Annotated in this window: 11 protein-coding genes; 9 read left to right on the plus strand and 2 right to left on the minus strand. The window is 72.3% G+C overall.

The features are described 5' to 3' along the window. Positions 1–42: 42 nt before the first annotated feature. The 8 genes from VFZ09_RS03050 to VFZ09_RS03085 all read left to right on the plus strand — a co-directional run bounded on the left by VFZ09_RS03050 (position 43) and on the right by VFZ09_RS03085 (position 13061). Entirely contained in the window at positions 43–1317 is a 1275-nt protein-coding gene (locus tag VFZ09_RS03050) for a hypothetical protein (RefSeq protein WP_329725937.1), read from the plus strand. 124 nt (positions 1318–1441) lie between these two features. Further along, the gene (locus tag VFZ09_RS03055) at positions 1442–4597 is read left to right on the plus strand and encodes a TonB-dependent receptor (protein WP_329725938.1); all 3156 of its coding nucleotides are present in this window, start codon (positions 1442–1444) and stop codon (positions 4595–4597) included. A 15-nt stretch (positions 4598–4612) separates the two neighbouring features. Beyond that, the gene (locus VFZ09_RS03060) at positions 4613–5323 is read left to right on the plus strand and encodes a hypothetical protein (RefSeq protein WP_329725939.1); all 711 of its coding nucleotides are present in this window, start codon (positions 4613–4615) and stop codon (positions 5321–5323) included. Between the two features lie 145 nt (positions 5324–5468). Continuing rightward, a complete protein-coding gene (locus tag VFZ09_RS03065; protein ID WP_329726042.1) occupies positions 5469–6692 on the plus strand; it encodes a TolC family protein in 1224 nt (407 codons plus the stop codon). Next, positions 6689–7762 carry an efflux RND transporter periplasmic adaptor subunit gene (locus VFZ09_RS03070; RefSeq protein WP_329725940.1) on the plus strand — a complete coding sequence of 358 codons (1074 nt, stop codon included), beginning with the start codon at positions 6689–6691 and terminating at the stop codon, positions 7760–7762. The genes VFZ09_RS03065 and VFZ09_RS03070 overlap by 4 nt, the downstream gene beginning before the upstream one ends. Beyond that, entirely contained in the window at positions 7762–10869 is a 3108-nt protein-coding gene (locus VFZ09_RS03075; protein ID WP_329725941.1) for a CusA/CzcA family heavy metal efflux RND transporter, read from the plus strand. Before VFZ09_RS03070 ends, VFZ09_RS03075 begins: the two co-directional genes overlap by 1 nt. Positions 10870–10986: 117 nt before the next feature. After that, positions 10987–11670, plus strand: coding sequence for a response regulator transcription factor (locus VFZ09_RS03080; RefSeq protein WP_329725942.1), 684 nt, complete (start codon positions 10987–10989; stop codon positions 11668–11670). Then, positions 11667–13061, plus strand: coding sequence for a HAMP domain-containing sensor histidine kinase (locus tag VFZ09_RS03085; RefSeq protein WP_329725943.1), 1395 nt, complete (start codon positions 11667–11669; stop codon positions 13059–13061). Before VFZ09_RS03080 ends, VFZ09_RS03085 begins: the two co-directional genes overlap by 4 nt. On the opposite strand, the gene VFZ09_RS03090 is transcribed toward VFZ09_RS03085, so the two are convergent. Further along, on the minus strand, positions 13044–13724 hold the full coding sequence (locus VFZ09_RS03090; RefSeq protein WP_329725944.1) for a hypothetical protein: 681 nt from the start codon (positions 13722–13724) through the stop codon (positions 13044–13046). The genes VFZ09_RS03085 and VFZ09_RS03090 overlap by 18 nt on opposite strands. 58 nt (positions 13725–13782) lie before the next feature. On the opposite strand from VFZ09_RS03090, the gene VFZ09_RS03095 reads away from it, so the two are divergent. Further along, positions 13783–14508 carry a hypothetical protein gene (locus tag VFZ09_RS03095; RefSeq protein WP_329725945.1) on the plus strand — a complete coding sequence of 242 codons (726 nt, stop codon included), beginning with the start codon at positions 13783–13785 and terminating at the stop codon, positions 14506–14508. Positions 14509–14517: 9 nt separating this feature from the next. Here VFZ09_RS03095 and VFZ09_RS03100 read toward each other — a convergent pair whose 3' ends face one another. Continuing rightward, positions 14518–15171 (minus strand): MBL fold metallo-hydrolase, encoded by a 654-nt coding sequence (locus tag VFZ09_RS03100; protein ID WP_329725946.1) that lies wholly within the window; start codon positions 15169–15171, stop codon positions 14518–14520. Positions 15172–15304: the final 133 nt, after the last annotated feature.

The following is a 15304-nucleotide window of genomic DNA, read 5'->3' on the forward strand; positions in this document are numbered from 1 at the left end:
GGGATTCAATGGAGACCGCCAGCTGGTGCAAGCTGCGCCGCCATGAACCCTACCGCCACGGTGTTGATGTTGTCGCTGCTGGGCGCTCCGCCCGCTGCTCCCCAGGATCCGCTCTGCGCGAAGCGCGCGCCCTGCCGCGTCGTGGAGACGCTCGACGCGGGCAAGGACGCGCAGGGCCGCGCGCTGCAGGTGAAGGCCCTGGAGCTCGGGTGGGCGGACGCGGACACGTCGGCCGAGTTCGTCGGGCGCAAGTTCGGCCCGAGTGGCCGCAAGGAGGATGGCTCCCGTGAAGAGGGCCTGTGCGAGGCCCGGGAGTGGTGGCTGATGCGCCCGTCCCAGCCCGCCCAACTCCTGCTGTCCGTGTGCAATGACGGCTATGGCTCCGCGGGCGTGGGCGAGGACCTGGTGACGGTGGCGGACAACCGCTTCACGCACGAGCAGAGTGGCGGCAGCCGCCAGCGCTGGTCCGTCTCGCGCACGTTGCAGCTCTCCCCGCTGCGCCTCGTCATCGAGGGCCACCGGAGCACCGATGGCATGGACGCGGAGCAGAAGGAGAGCGGGGACTACTGGGACGCCGAGCAACTGCGCGGCGAGGTCGTCCGGGCCGCCCCCGAGTGCGAGGCGGGGCAGACCTCGCTGGGAGAGCGGACGCTGCCGTTCCTCCCCCAGGTGCAGGTGGACAAGGCGTACCTGGAGGGCGGGTGGAAGCAGGCGGGGCTCGGCGCGTGCGGCTTCGAGGCGGGCAACTTCCTGCTGGGCACCCAGGACGATCCGAAGGACGCGGGGCTGAAGGCGCTGCTGGTGGCGCCGGACACGCTGCTCGTCGAGGTGCGGGACAACAAGTGGACGGGCCCGAGCGCGAAGTGGCTCAACGATGACCACGTGGAGCTCTGGCTGGCGCCGCAGCCGCCCCAGGACCTCACCGGTTGCGGCAAGCCCTCGCGCGAGCAGCTGCCCTCGCAGTGGGGCATCCGCGTCGTCGATGGACAGGTGTTCCCGGCCTTCGGCTCGCCCAAGCAGACGCTCCAGGTGGAGCGCGCCGAGCTGCCCGGCAAGAAGGGCTACCGGATGAAGCTGAAGCTGCCCACGCCCTTCCAGGCCATCAGCGTCGTGTACAGCGACAGCGACAGCGGGAAGAAGCAGGAGCGGATGCTCGCCACCAGCGCGGTGAAGTTCGGCCGGCCCGAGACGCTCAACCCCATCCGCGTGGTGCCTCCGGCGGAGGCCACGTGCGCGGTGAAGAATGGAGCGCTCACCGTGGTGCCCGGGCCGGCGAAGAAGACGGAGCCCGACGTCGCCGTCCTGCGCATGGAGTAGCGCGGCCGAGCCTGGAGGCGTTGGAGGCGCCCATCTTGTCTTTCCGTGGAATCACAGTGTAGCACGGAAGACAGTGGCGCTGGCCCGCATGCCGTGGGCCGGCGCCCGACAGAGGGCCCTTCCTTTGAATCGACGTCTCCAGACAACCCAGGCGCGCGTCCTCGTGGCCGCGCTGATGCTGGGCGTGTGCATGTGGATGCCACCCGCCCTGGCGCAGCAGAGCACCTCCGTGCTGACCGGCACGGTGGTGGACGCCAGCAACAAGCAACCCGTCGCGGACGTGGTGGTGACCGCGACCTCTCCCTCCCTCCAGGGCGAGCAGCTCGCCGTCACCGACGCCACCGGCCTCTACCGGCTGCCGCAGCTGCCTCCCGGCGTCTACACCCTGCGCTTCGAGAAGGAGGCCTTCCAGGTCCTCGCGCGCGACAGCATCACCCTGCGCCTCAACAGCACCGTGCGCTTCAACGCGGAGCTGCTGCCCGAGGGCATGTCGGTGACGGTGGACGTGGTGGCCGCCGCGCCCGCCGTGGACGTGGGCTCCACCCGCACCGGCGTGAGCGTGGACACGGAACTGATGAACCGTCTGGCCGTGGTGCGCCCCGGCTCCAAGGGCTCGGCATCCCGCTCCTTCGAGAGCCTGGCCGAGCTGGCCCCCGGCGCCAACGCGGATGCGTATGGTGTGTCCATCGGAGGCACCACGTCGCCGGAGAACGGCTTCCTGGTGGATGGCCTGTCCACGGGCAACCCGGCACTGGGCATCCTCGGCACGCCGCTGTCCGCCGAGTTCATCCAGGAGGTGAACGTCATCACCGGTGGCTTCATGCCCGAGTTCGGCCGCTCCACGGGTGGCGTGATGACGGCCGTGACGAAGTCCGGCTCCAACCAGCTCCACGGCTCGGTGTTCGGCAACCTCGCGCCGGGCTTCCTCGAGGGCACGCCTACCCGCATCGCGCGCGAGGGCACCGTCATCACCACCCGCCAGCAGCTGTGGAACCTGGGGGACTTCGGCGCCACCCTGGGCGGCCCCCTCGTCCAGGACAAGCTGTGGTTCTTCGCGGGCGTGGCGCCCTCCTTCACGCGCCGGGTGCTCGACCGCGGCCTCAACGCCTTCGTGCTCGGCGAGGACGGCACGGTCCTCAAGGGCGAGGACGGTTTCTCCCTCACCACGCCCATCCCCAACGGCGCCACCCGCTACTTCGCGGACCAGCGCTCCGTGCAGTACCTCGGCAAGCTCACCTGGCAGCTGCACACCGACCACAGCCTCTCCCTGTCGGTGTATGGCACGCCGGGCAGCTCGGGCGGCAACGGCCGTTTCGGCTACAACCTCGACAGCGGCGCCGTCGAGGTGGAGAACATCAACGGCACCTACGAGGCGCTCGCCCACAGCTATCAGCAGGACGCGCGTGACATCTCGCTCAAGCTGTCCTCGTCCTTCCTGGACAAGCGCGTGCTGCTGGATGCGAACGTGGGCTGGCACCACCAGTACGACAACACGATGCCCGTGGACGGCAGCGGCATCGGCAATGCCGCGGGCCTGTCCGGCACGCCCCAGTTCGAGATGCGCCGCACCGGCACCCGCGCCGCGCCCAACTACTACTCCATCAACGACTTCGAGCAGCTGGCCGACCCGTCCGTGTGCGACCCCGCCGGCACGACGAACGCCGTGCGCTGCCCCGTGGCCAACTACTTCCTGGGCGGCCCCGGCTTCCTGCTGGACCGCACGGTGAACCGCTACCAGGCCAACGCCGTGGGCACCCTGCTGCTCAACGCGATGGGCCACCACGTCATCAAGGCCGGTGTGGACGCCGAGGTGATGACCAACGTGGACGCGCGCGCGTACTCGGGCCGGCGCCTCATCCAGGAGGCCACGGATGGGAAGACCTTCACGGACTTCCGCGCGTTCGGCTACCTGCTGGGGCCGGACCAGGTGGAGATCCAACCGCAGGTCAACACCTCCACCCGCGCCGACGCCGTGGGCGCCTTCCTGCAGGACAGCTGGAGCATCCTGGACCGCGTCACCCTCAACGCGGGCCTGCGCTACGACACGCAGACCATCTACGGCACCGGCGGCGACGTGGCCTTCGAGCTGCCCAACCAGCTCTCCCCGCGCGTGGGCGTCGTCTACGACTTCACCCAGAAGGGCCGCTCCAAGCTCTTCGCCAGCTACGCGCGCTACTACCAGAACGCCGTGCTCGCCATGGTGAACTCGCAGTTCTCCAACATCACCCGCATCCGCGCCACGCGCAGCCGCGCGCCCCTCGGCGGCGGTCCGGGGTGTGATCCGCTCACCCAGGCCGCGCCCTACACGGAGTGCGCCGACACGCGCAACATCATCCCCAGCGGCGGCAGCACCACCATCAGCCGCCTGTACAACCAGACGTTCGCCATCAACAGCCCGGTGGATCCAGACCTCAAGCCCCAGTCCTCGGACGAGTTCGTCGTGGGTGCCGAGTACGAGGTGATTCCTCGCGGCACGCTGGGCGCCAGCTACACCCGGCGCTACATGAACGACGTCATCGAGGACATGTCCACCAACGAGACGACGAACTACTTCATCGGCAACCCGGGCCGGGGCATCGCCGAGGCGTTCGACAAGGCCGTGCGTGACTACGATGCCGTGTCCGTCTACTTCAACAAGGCGTTCGCGGACCTGTGGCTCGTGCAGGCCAGCTACACCTGGTCCTATCTGCGCGGGAACTACTCGGGCCTCTACCGCCCGGATGCCAACCAGCTCGCGCCCAACGTCACGTCGGACTTCGATCTCGTCTCGATGATGCAGAACAAGGAGGGCCCGCTGCCGTTGGACCGCACGCACGCCATCAAGGTGTTCGGTGCCCGCGAGTTCGTGTTCTCGCCCACGACGAGCCTCGACGTGGGCCTGTCGTACCGGGGGACCTCGGGAGCGCCGCTCAACGTGCAGGGCGCGCACTCCATCTACGGCGTGGGGTTCAGCTTCATCCTGCCGCGCGGCAGTGGTGGCCGGCTGCCCTGGGTGCACAACGTGGATGCCCACGTGGGGCTCAACTACAAGCTGGGCCGGGGACTCACGGGCTCGCTGACGCTCGACAGCTTCAACCTGTTCAACTTCCAGGCCGAGACGTCGCGGGACCAGAACTACACCTTCGACACCGTCGACGCGCTGGTGGGTGGCAAGCCCGCGGACCTCGAGACCGTGAAGAACCGGGGTGGCAGTGCGGTGACCCTCAACCCCAACTACGGAAAGCCCACCTCCTACCAGACGCCCCGCAGCATCCGCTTCGGCGCGCGCGTCTCGTTCTGATCTGGAGTCCCCATCATGAAGACACATCGAGCCCTTGTATGGATGGTGCCGCTGGGATGCGCGGCCTGGCTGGGAGCGTGCGGCGTGGAGCAGCCGGCGCCGCAGTGCACGGTGGGCCGCGGCGACCATGCCGTGCGCTACACACTGAAGACGGGAACGGGTGCGTGCGCCCGGAAGACGGCGGAGATCGTCGGCGCGCAGGTGTTCCGCGAGCCGGGCTCCGGCGTGCCGCCCTCGCTGGTGCTGAAGCCGAAACCGCTGGCGGACAACGAGGGGAAGGACGCGGACCCCACGCACTCCGTCACGTCGTTGGGAGACTTCACCACCGAGTACCCCACGCAGGAGCGGGTGTGCGAGGTGCCGGAGATGACCGAGGCGCGGCAGGTGGTGAGCCCGGAGCCCGGGACGACGGTGGAGGTGAGCTACCGGTGGAGCGGCCTGCGCATCCAGGGGCAGGCGGCGATTCCGGGCACGCAGTGGACGGCGGAGCTGACGTACACGGAAGGGGACTGCACGGCCACGTACGAGGCGGTGGGCCTGTTCCCGGCCATCAAGTGCGAGCGCCAGGAGAAGGACGCCGATGGGAAGACCATCACCGTGCGAGACCCGCGCATCTGCGAGCAGCCGCGGCCGGGCTTGTCGATCGACCCGGCGTTCCCCGTCAGCTGTGACGAGAGCACGAACCTGTGCGTGCTGGACGGCCAGCCGCCCGTGTTGAAGCCCTGAGCCCATCTCCCCTCTCCCCTCGGGAGAGGGACGGGGTGAGGGTGCCCGTCACCCGGGTTCCCACCCCGAGCGAGAACCGTGACTCTGAGAAACCTCTCAGAGTCCTCTCAAGCGCCCCTGACGCGAGGCCTTTACGGTGCGCGTCATGGTTGCCGTCCTCGCCGCGCTCCTGTTGGCCGCTTCGCCCCCGGAGGTCACTCCGCTGACCTTCGAGGAGGCGCTCGCGCTGGCCGGGCGCACCCCGGGTGCCGAGAGCGCCGCCCGTGCCGCCGAAGTCCGCCGTGCCGAAAGCGCGCGGCTCTCTCCGTTCGTCTTCAACCCTCAAGTCACCGTGGAGCCCGGCTACCGCCAGAGCGCGGGCGCGCGCGGTGCCGACTTGCGCGTGGGGGTGAGCCAGACCTTCAGCCTCTCGGGGCAGACGGGCGCGCGGGACACCACCGTGCGCGCCGAGCAGTCCGTGCTCGACGCCGAGGCCCGCGCCGTCCTGCTCGCGCGCCGGCTGGCCATCGCCGAGGCGTGGCTGCGGCTCTGGGCGGCCGAGCAGGCCAGCGCCCAGAGCGCGCAGGAGCTCCAACTGGCCGGGACCTTCCGCGAGGCGGTGCGAGGGGCGGCGAAGCTGGGGGCCTCCACGAAGCTGGAGGAGGCCGAGGCCAGTGCGTACCTCGCGGAGGCGCGGCTCGCCGGGCTGGACGCGGAGGGCCGGGTGGCCGAGCGCCGGGTGGAGCTGGCGAGGCTGCTCGGGAAGGATCCATCCCAGCCCCTCCAGGCCACGGGCGAGCTGCCCGAGGTAGAGCTGCCCCCGGAGGCCGAGTGGGCGCCCCTGGTTGCGCGGGCCTCCCGGCTGCCGGAGGCGGAGGCGCGGAAGCTCGAGGCCTGGCTGGAGCGGGCACGGGCGGCCGAGGCCCACGCTTCACGGGGCACCCTGCTGCAAGTGGGCGTGGCCGGGCTGCGCGAGTTCGACGGGGCCGCGGGAGGGGCCCTCACGCTGACGCTCACGCCGTCCCTCTTCGAGCGGGGAGAGCGGGACCGGGGCACGCTGCTGGCCACCGCCGAGCGGCTCGAGGGCGAGGCACGGGACGCGGGCCAGCGCGCCGCGGCCGGGCTGGTCCTCTCGCTCCATGAAGTGGAGCACGCGCGCGAGGTGTTGGCGGCACTGAAGGGCGAGCTGCTGCCCGCCGCCGAGGAGGCCGCCCGGTTGCGCGAGCTCCTCTTCCGGTCCGGGGACGCCACCGTCCCCGAGGTGGTGCTGGCGCGCCGCGCGCTGGCCGCCGCCCGCATCCGTCTGGGCCACGCTCGCGCCGAGGAGGCCCGGGCGCGTGTGACGGCCCGCTTCTTCCTCGACACCCTTTCCGGAGTCCCCACGCCATGAGCCGTTCCGCGCTCCTCTCTTCCGTCCTCCTGCTGGGCGCGGCCCTGGGCTGCTCCTCGCCACCGCCCGCCGTGCCCGCGGCGCCCGCGCCCGCGCGGTCCAGCGCGAGCAGCGCCTGGGTGCACCCGCGTCCTCCGCGCGGCGTGTCCCTCACCGAGGCCCCGGCCCAGGTGCTCCCGCCTCCCGAGGGCGCGGCGGCGCTCGGCCTGCCCTTCCGGGGGAGTGTCGCGCGCATCGCCGTGCGGCCCGGCCAGAAGGTGCGCAAGGGCGAGGTGCTCCTCGAGGTGCTCCTGCCCGAGGTGGTGCGGGCCGCGGGGGACTACGAGGCCGCCTCCCTGCGCCGCGAGGCCTATGAGCGCCGCACGGCGCAGCTGAAGGCGCTCCAGGAGCAGGGCATGGCCCGCGTCTTCGAGCTGGCCGAGGCCGAGGCGAATCTGGCGGAGGCCCGTGCGGCGCAGCAGAGCGCGCGGGCCCTGTTGAAGGTGGCGGGGCTGGAGGGCCCGGCCGCGGCCGGAGTGGCGCAGCGGGGGACGGTGGCGCTGCGCAGTCCGGTGGACGGCGTGGTGACGGAGGTGGAGGCGGTGCTGGGGCAGACGTACGAGGCGGGCGGGGCGCCTCTGGTGCGCGTCGCGGGCGAGGGCCCCGCGCGCCTGGAGGCCCGGCTCTCGCTGGCGCTGCCGGAGGACACCGCCTTCGAGTTCTCCGCGCCGGGCCTGGAGGCCGTGCCGGTGCGGCTGGTGGGGCGAGCGCCGTCGGTGGACGCGCGGGATGGGACGCTGGCCGCGTGGTTCGAGCCCGAGCCGGTGCGCTCCCTGCCGGCGGGCCTGCGGGGGACGCTGCGGGTGAGGGCGGACGGGCTGCCGGAGGTGAAGGTGGTGCCCGCGCGGGCGCTGGTGCTGGAGGGCGGCGAGGTGGCGGTGCTGGTGCGCGAGGGCGAGGGCCACCGCCGTCAGCCGGTGAAGGTGGTGGGACAGTCCGGTGTGGACGCGCTGGTGCACGGGCCGTTGAAGGAGTCGGACGCGGTGGCGGCGGATGCCGCGCGCGTGCTCATGACGGGAGGGGAGGGGTGATGATGGAGCGGCTGGTGAGAGGCTCGGTGAAGCACCGGGGCTGGACGCTGGGGCTCACGGCGCTGTTCGCCGTGCTGGCCTCCCTCGTGGCGGCGAGGATGGAGCTGGACGCGCTGCCGGACATCTCCACCAACCAGGTGCTGGTGCTCACCCGCGCTCCGGGCATGACGCCCGAGGAGGTGGAGCGGCTGGTGACGCGGCCGGTGGAGACGGCGCTCGGAGGCATGCCGGGCCTGGAGGGACACCGCAGCCTGTCTCGCTACGGCATCTCCTCGGTGACGGCCGTCTTCGGGGACGGCGTGGACCCGTACCGGGCGCGGCAGCTCGTGCAGGAGCGGGTGAACGCGCTGGCCGGCGCACTGCCTCCGGGCGTGGAGGCCCCGGAGCTGGGGCCCCTCACGGGAGGCCTGGGGGAGATCTTCCACTTCACCCTCAGCTCGTCCCAGCGCACGTCGGCGGAGCTGCTGGAGCTGGCGGAGCTGCGGGTGGCGCCGCTGCTGCGCGGGGTGCCCGGCGTGGTGGAGGTGAACAACTGGGGTGGGCAGCAGCGCACGCTGGAGGTGCGGGCGGACCCGGTGAAGCTGGCGCAGCGCGGCCTGACGCTGGAGGCGCTGCGGCGGGCGCTGGAGGACGTGTCGGGGAGCGTGCCCGGGGCGAGCCTCGCGACGGGGGACCGGCAGGTGCTGGTGCGCGCGGTGGCGCGGCCTCCGGGCCCGAGCGAGCTGGGGAGCGCGGTGGTGGAGGGCGCGAATGGCCAGACGGTGCGGCTGGCGGACGTGGCCGAGGTGGTGCCGGGGGCGCTGCCTCGCATCGGCACGGCGGTGGCCAACGGCCGGGGCGAGACGGTGTACGTGATGGTGCAGATGTTGCGCGGGGCCAACGCGCTGGACGTGATGGAGGGCCTGCACGCGCGGATGGAGCGGGTGCGCGAGGTGCTGCCCGAGGACGTGCGGGTGGACGAGGTGTACGACCGGAGCACGCTGGTGCGCGGCACGCTGCGCACGGTGGGGAAGAACCTGCTGGAGGGAGGCCTGCTGGTGGTGGCGGTGCTCTTCCTGCTGCTGGGCAGCTTCCGGGCGGGGCTGGTGGTGGCCTCGGCGATTCCGCTGTCCATGCTGGGCGCGGCGGTGGGCATGGTGCTGCTGGGGATTCCGGGCAACCTGATGAGCCTGGGGGCCATCGACTTCGGCCTGCTGGTGGACGGCGCGGTGGTGATGGTGGAGGCCGTCTTCCACCATGTGGGGCACGAGCGGACGGACCGCAAGGGGTGGCGGGAGAAGGTGGCGCACGTGACGGGCTCGGTGGCGCGGCCGGTGTTCTTCTCGGTGCTCATCATCCTGCTCGTCTACGTGCCGGTGCTGGCGCTCAGCGGCGTGGACGGGAAGATGTTCCGCCCCATGGCGATGACGGTGATGCTGGCGCTGGCCACCTCGCTGGTGCTGTCGCTCACCTTCATTCCGGCGGTGGCCAGCCTGGTGCTGCGGCCCGAGGACATTCCCGAGCACCCACCCCTGCTGGTGCGCTTCTTCGACAGGGTGTACCGGCCCGTGTTGGACCACATGGCCCGGGTTCCGCGCCGGGTGGCGCTCGCGGCGGGGGTGCTGCTCGCGCTGGGCGTGGGCCTCTTCCTGCGCGCGGGCAGCGAGTTCGCCCCGCAGCTGGACGAGGGGGACATGGTGGTGCAGACGACGCGCGCGGCGGACATCCGCCTGGAGGCGGCGGCGCGGGAGGCGGGGCACCTGGAGGCGGTGCTGCTGAAGCACATCCCCGAGGTGACGCAGGTGGTGTCGCGCGTGGGCAGCCCGGCGGTGGCCACGGACATCATGGGCCTGGAGCAGGCGGACGTCTTCGTGCGGCTGAAGCCCCACGCCACCTGGCGGCCGGGCCTCACGCGCGAGGCGCTCATCGAGGAGATGGCGGCGGTGCTGGAGGCCGAGGCTCCGGGGAGCGAGCCGGCCTTCACGCAGCCCATCCAGATGCGTTTCAACGAGCTGCTGGGCGGCACGGTGACGGACGTGGCGGTGAGTGTGTACGGGGAGGACCTGGGCGAGCTGCGGCGGCGGGCCGAGCAGGTGGCGGCGGAGGTGGCGCGGGAGCCGGGAGCGGCGGACGTGCGGGTGCTGGCGCCGCCGGAGGTGCCGATGCTGGAGGTGGTGCCCCGCGCGTTGGACGCGGCGCGCATGGGCTTCAGCGTCCGCGGGGTGCTGGAGGCGGTGCAGGCGGTGCGCACGGGGCTGGAGGTGGGGGCCACGTATGACGGGGCGGTGCGGGTGCCCATCGTGCTGCGGCTGTCGGGGGCGGAGGGGGCCTTCTCGCTGGCGGAGCTGCCGTTGCCGGTGGCCTCGGGAGGCACGGTGCCGCTGTCGCGGGTGGCGGACGTGAAGCTCGTGTCAACGCCCGGGCTGGTGAACCGGGAGGACGGACAGCGGCGCCTGGTGGTGGGCTTCAACGTGCGCGGCGCGGACCTGGGTACGGTGGTGGCGCATGCGCGGGCGCGGGTGGCCTCGGCGGTCCGCCTGCCGGACGGCTATCGCCTGGAGTGGGGCGGCCAGTACGAGACGCTGACGGAGGCGGCGCGGCGGCTCTCGCTCGTCATCCCCGCGGTGCTGGTGCTCATCGTGGCCGTGCTCTGGTTGACCTTCCAGCGCCTGCGTCCGGCGCTCATCATCTTCACCCACGTGCCCTTCGCGTGCGTGGGGGGCGTGGTGGCGCTCGTGCTGCGGGGGATGCCGGTGTCCATCTCGGCGGCCATCGGCTTCATCGCCCTGTCGGGCATCGCGGTGCTCAACGGCGTGGTGCTGATGTCGAGGCTGCTGCACCACGAGGCCGGCGGCCTGCCGGTGAAGGAGGCGGTATTGCTGGCGGCGCGGGAGCGCTCGCGGCCGGTGCTGATGACGGCGCTGGTGGCGGCGCTGGGCTTCGTGCCGATGATGCTGGCCACCGGCGTGGGCGCCGAGGTGCAGCGCCCGCTGGCCACCGTGGTGGTGGGCGGGCTGGTGACGTCCACGCTGCTGACGCTCGTCCTCCTCCCGTCGCTCTACCCGTGGTTCGCGGGCGCGCGGGCCGGGAAGACCCGTCTGGAGGACGGTGTCCTGGTGGAAGTGTAGCGACACCCCTCAGTGACTCCAGCCCGCTCGCCCGAGGTGCGGGCCGCCGCGCCGTTACCGCTTGGAATGGGGAGGGCGGTAGGAGACGCTGACGGGCCGTGTGAAGGAGGCCCGCGCATGAAGCTGCTGCTCGTCGAGGACGAGGAGAAGATGGCCCGGCTGCTCCAGCGGGGCCTGACGGAGGCGGGGCACCAGGTGGACGTGTGCCAGCGGGGCGAGGACGCGCTGGAGCAGGCGCTGCAGATTGCCTACGACGCCGTGCTGCTGGACTGGAACCTGCCGGACCTCGACGGGCTGGCGGTGTTGCGGCGCTGGCGCCAGCAGGGGCTGCGCACGCCGGTGTTGATGCTCACCGCGCGGGGCACGGTGGGGGAGAAGGTGGTGGGCCTGCGCGCGGGGGCGGACGACTACCTGGTGAAGCCCTTCGCCTTCGAGGAACTGCTGGCGCGGCTGGAGGCGCTGCACCGCCGGGGAGATGCGCAGGGGCCGGCGCAGCAGGTGGGCCCGCTGGTGCTGGACTCGAGGCGGCGGGTGTTGCGGCATGGAGAGCGGGAGCAGGTGCTGACGGGGCGGGAGTTCGCGCTCTTCGCCGAGCTGGCCAGCCACGTGGGCGAGGTGCTGGCGCGCTCCACGCTGCTCAGCCACGTGTGGGGTGACAGCTTCGATGGGCCGCCGAACATCGTGGACGTGTACGTGGGGTACCTGCGCGGGAAGCTGAAGAAGCTGGACGTGGAGCCCGGGGTGTCCATCCAGTCGGTGCGAGGCGTGGGCTTCCGGCTGGTGGTGGAGGAGCGCGGGTGAGGCTGGCGACACGGTTGTGGCTGCTGGGGGCGCTGGTCCCCATGGTGGGCATCCTGTTGACGCTGACGCTCGCGGGGGAGCTCTTCGAGGCGTGGTTGGCGCGCTCGGTGGACCGGGGGTTGCTGGCGCAGGCGGCGGTGGAGTCAGTGAGTCTGCTCGATGGACCGGGAGGCCAGCCGCACCTGCACATGCTGAGCTCGCCGCTGGAGCACGATGTGCGCCCCTTCGCGCCGGTGGCCGAGGTGTTCTCTCCGGAGGGCCAGCGGCTGGTGTCCTATCCGTCCACGGAGGAGGGAGCACATGGGCCGGCGCCCGCGCCGCATCCGCCGGGAGAGCCGCCGCGCTTCGAGACGGTGCGGGACGTGGAGGGCGAGCGGTGGCGGCAGCTCACCCTGGGCATCCGGGCTCCGGCGGGTGGGGTGTACACGCTGCGGCTGTCGGCGTCGCTGGCGCAGCAGGACTCGGCGGTGCGGGCCTTCCACGCGGTGACGCTGGCGGTGGCGGCGCTGCTGGGGGTGGTGCTCTTCGGACTGCAGACGTGGCAGGCGCGGTGGCTGGCGGGGCGGCTGAATCAACTGCGGGGGCTCATCGGCCGGCTGCGCGAGGGCGAGCTTCCCGCGGGCGCGAAGGAGGGGCGCGGGGGAGACGAGGTGTCCGAGGTGGAGGGGGCGTTGCGGGAAGCCTCGGCGCGGCTCCACGAGGCGCGGGAGGGGCAGGAGCAGCTCATCGCCCGGGCGGCGCACGAGCTGCGCACGCCGCTGGCGTTGATGCGCACGAGCCTGGACCTGGCGTTGTGGAAGGAGCGGGACGCCCAGTCATTGCGCGAGGCGCTGGAGGAGACGCGGCGCGAGGTGGAGCGGCTGAGCGCGCTGGCGGGGAACCTGCTGGACCTGGCCTCCTTCGGGCGAGGGGGTTGGGAGGTGCGAGCGGGAGACCTGCGCGAGGTGGTGGAGGACGCGGCGGCGGCGGCGCGTGCCGAGGCGGAGGGGCGGGGCGTGTGGATGACGGTGGAGGGGCCGGAGCCCGCGCCGTGTACCTTCCATGCGGCGTCGGTGAGGCAGGCGGTGGACAACCTGCTGTCGAACGCGCTGCGGTACGCGCCGAAGGGGACGGAGATCTCGGTGCGGCTGGAGCGCGAGGGGGCGAGGTGGAGGCTGTCGGTGAGGGACCAGGGGCCGGGCATTCCGGCGGAGCACCGCGAGTCGGTCTTCCGGCCCTTCCACCGGGTGGAGCCGAAGGGAGGGGGAACGGGCCTGGGACTGGCGGTGGTGCAGGAGGTGGCGAAGCGCCACGGAGGGCGGGCCTGGGTGGCGGACACGCAGGGCCCGGGAGCGGAGGTGGTGCTCGAGCTCCCGGTGGAAGGCCCGGGTACCTCAACCGTTGCCGCGTGAATCCCCTCTCCCGAGCACCACATCCAGCCGGCAGTGCACCTGGAGAGACAACCCCACCTCCTCGAGGGACACGGGGGCCTGCTCCACGGCGCCCGCGGGAGCGCAATCCACCACGTGAAGCGGAGCCTCGGCCGAGCCCAGGGCGGAGGCCACCTCGCGAGCACGCTCGACGAAGCGGCGGAGCAGCTCGGCGCGATGAAGCTCGGGCTGCGAGACGAAGGCCTCCACGGAGCCGAAGCCGAAGCGGGGCTGCTTCTTCGACTCGCGGCTGTCGCGCTCCATCTCGTGGCACACGCGCACCAGCGAGCCCACGCGGGAGCTGCGCGCCCAGAAATCCAGCTCGGCGGGGAGGGGGAGCACCAGGAGCCCATCCACGGCGACGAAGGTGCGGTCCTCGTCCTCGGGGAGCGACAGCTTCTTCGGGGCCGAGCGGTTGAAGCGCGTGTCCCTCGGCCGGAGCGTCACCTCGGTGCCGGTGGCCTCGCGGGCGCGGCGTTGGAGCTGCTCGCACGCGCGCTGCAGGAGGGGCAGGGTCTGCTCGATGCCCTCCGACTCGAGGGAGACGGTGAAGGCCACGCGCAGCTGGTCTGGCCGGACGACGAGCTCGGCGCGGAGGGGGGCGGGCTCATGCAGGGAGGGCGCGTACTTCTCTTTGTAGGACATGGCGGACGGCGAGCCTACCTGCTGGCAAGCTGCGCGGCACATTCCACTGGAGTCCCTCATGCAATTGCGTCACCTCGTCTTCCCCGGTTGTGTGGTGCTCGTCTGTCTGTGGACCTCGTGTGGCCGCTCCTCGGTCTCGAGCGCCGTGGCCAGCTCGTACGAGCCCGAGCCCGTTCCCCCCCTCGCGGCGGTGGAGGAGGGCCTGAAGGTGAGGCCGGACGTGCTGCGCGTGTCCTTCGCCTTCCGGCAGGAGTCGGAGTCGCTGGAGCAGGCGGTGCCGAAGCTGAAGGCGGCGGTGGAGCGGTACGTGCGCGCGGCGGCCGAGGCCTCGAAGGTGGAGGTGGCGGTGAAGATGAAGGACGTGGGCCTGGACTCGGGCGGCAAGCGGATGGCTGGAAGCGGAAGCGACGGGATGGCGCACGGGGTGCTGGAGGTGGCGCTGCCCGAGGCGCAGGACTTCTGGGCGCGCACGGCGCTGGTGGCCACGCTGGTGAAGGTGGGGAGCCAGGAGGCGGCCGCGGCGGAGAAGGCGAACACGGGCCTGCGGGCGTCGTTCGGCTTCCCGGTGGCGCAGGTGCGCGACCCGGAGGCGCGCCGGGACGAGCTGATGAAGCGGTGGGTGGAGCGGGCGCGGGGCTTCATCGCCCAGGCGCAGTCCGAGCGGGCGCCGTTGCAGCTCGCCGCCTGCGAGCCCCCGGGCGCGGTGAAGCAGGAGCCCGAGTCGGTGGATGAGGTGGTGCTCTCGTTGGCGGTGAGCTGCCGGCTGGACGCGGTGGCGAAGTAGCCGCTCCGCTCAGCGGGGCTCGGGTGGGGCGGGGGCCTCGGTGTCCTCGTCCAGGGCGCGCCGGAGGGCGGAGGCGCCGTCCTGGAGGATGGGGCGGCCGTGCGCGAAGCAGAGCACCTCGACGGGCAGGTGGTCGAGGATGCGCTGGATGCTCAGCCGGGTGCGGCCGGGCTCGTCCTGGTACTGGCTCTCCACGAAGCGCGGCGTGCCGTTGTCGACGTGGGTGAGGAGGTCCGAGAGGAAGATGACGCTCCGGGGCCGCTCCATCCAGAGGGCGAACATGGACTCGACGGGGCCGGGGGTGTGGTAGGCCACGAGGCCGCCGGGGAGGTTGTCGCCCGCGTCGTAGGTGGCATCCGGCGAGTCCTCCAGGCCGTAGGCGTCGCGGGGGGCCCACACGGGAGCGCCGAAGAGCTTGCGGAAGTGCCAGGCGGCGCGCTGGTGGTTGCCGGCGGTGAGGACGATGGCCTCTACCCGGCCGAGCTTGCGCAGCGCCTTGTCGTCGATGGGCAGCGGGTCGATGAGGGTGACGGAACCATCCTCGGCGACCACGGCGTAGGCCTCGCTCTCCACGCCGCCGATGCGGTCATCCTTCACACTCCAGCGGTGGATGCCGGGGAGCACCTGCACCGTCCGGTGGGCTCGTTCCTTGGGCTCGCTCATGCGGCAAAGCTAGGCACCCGCGTACACGGCGCGTGGAGGCCCGGCCGCTCGGGCCCTTCCGGGGCGAGGGATTGGGCTCTCCCGGCACGGGCCTTCCGCTGCTCCCAGCTTTGACGAGAGAAGGAGGGGAGCC

The sequence above is a fragment of the Archangium sp. genome (assembly GCF_036277355.1).
GTDB lineage: Bacteria > Myxococcota > Myxococcia > Myxococcales > Myxococcaceae > Archangium.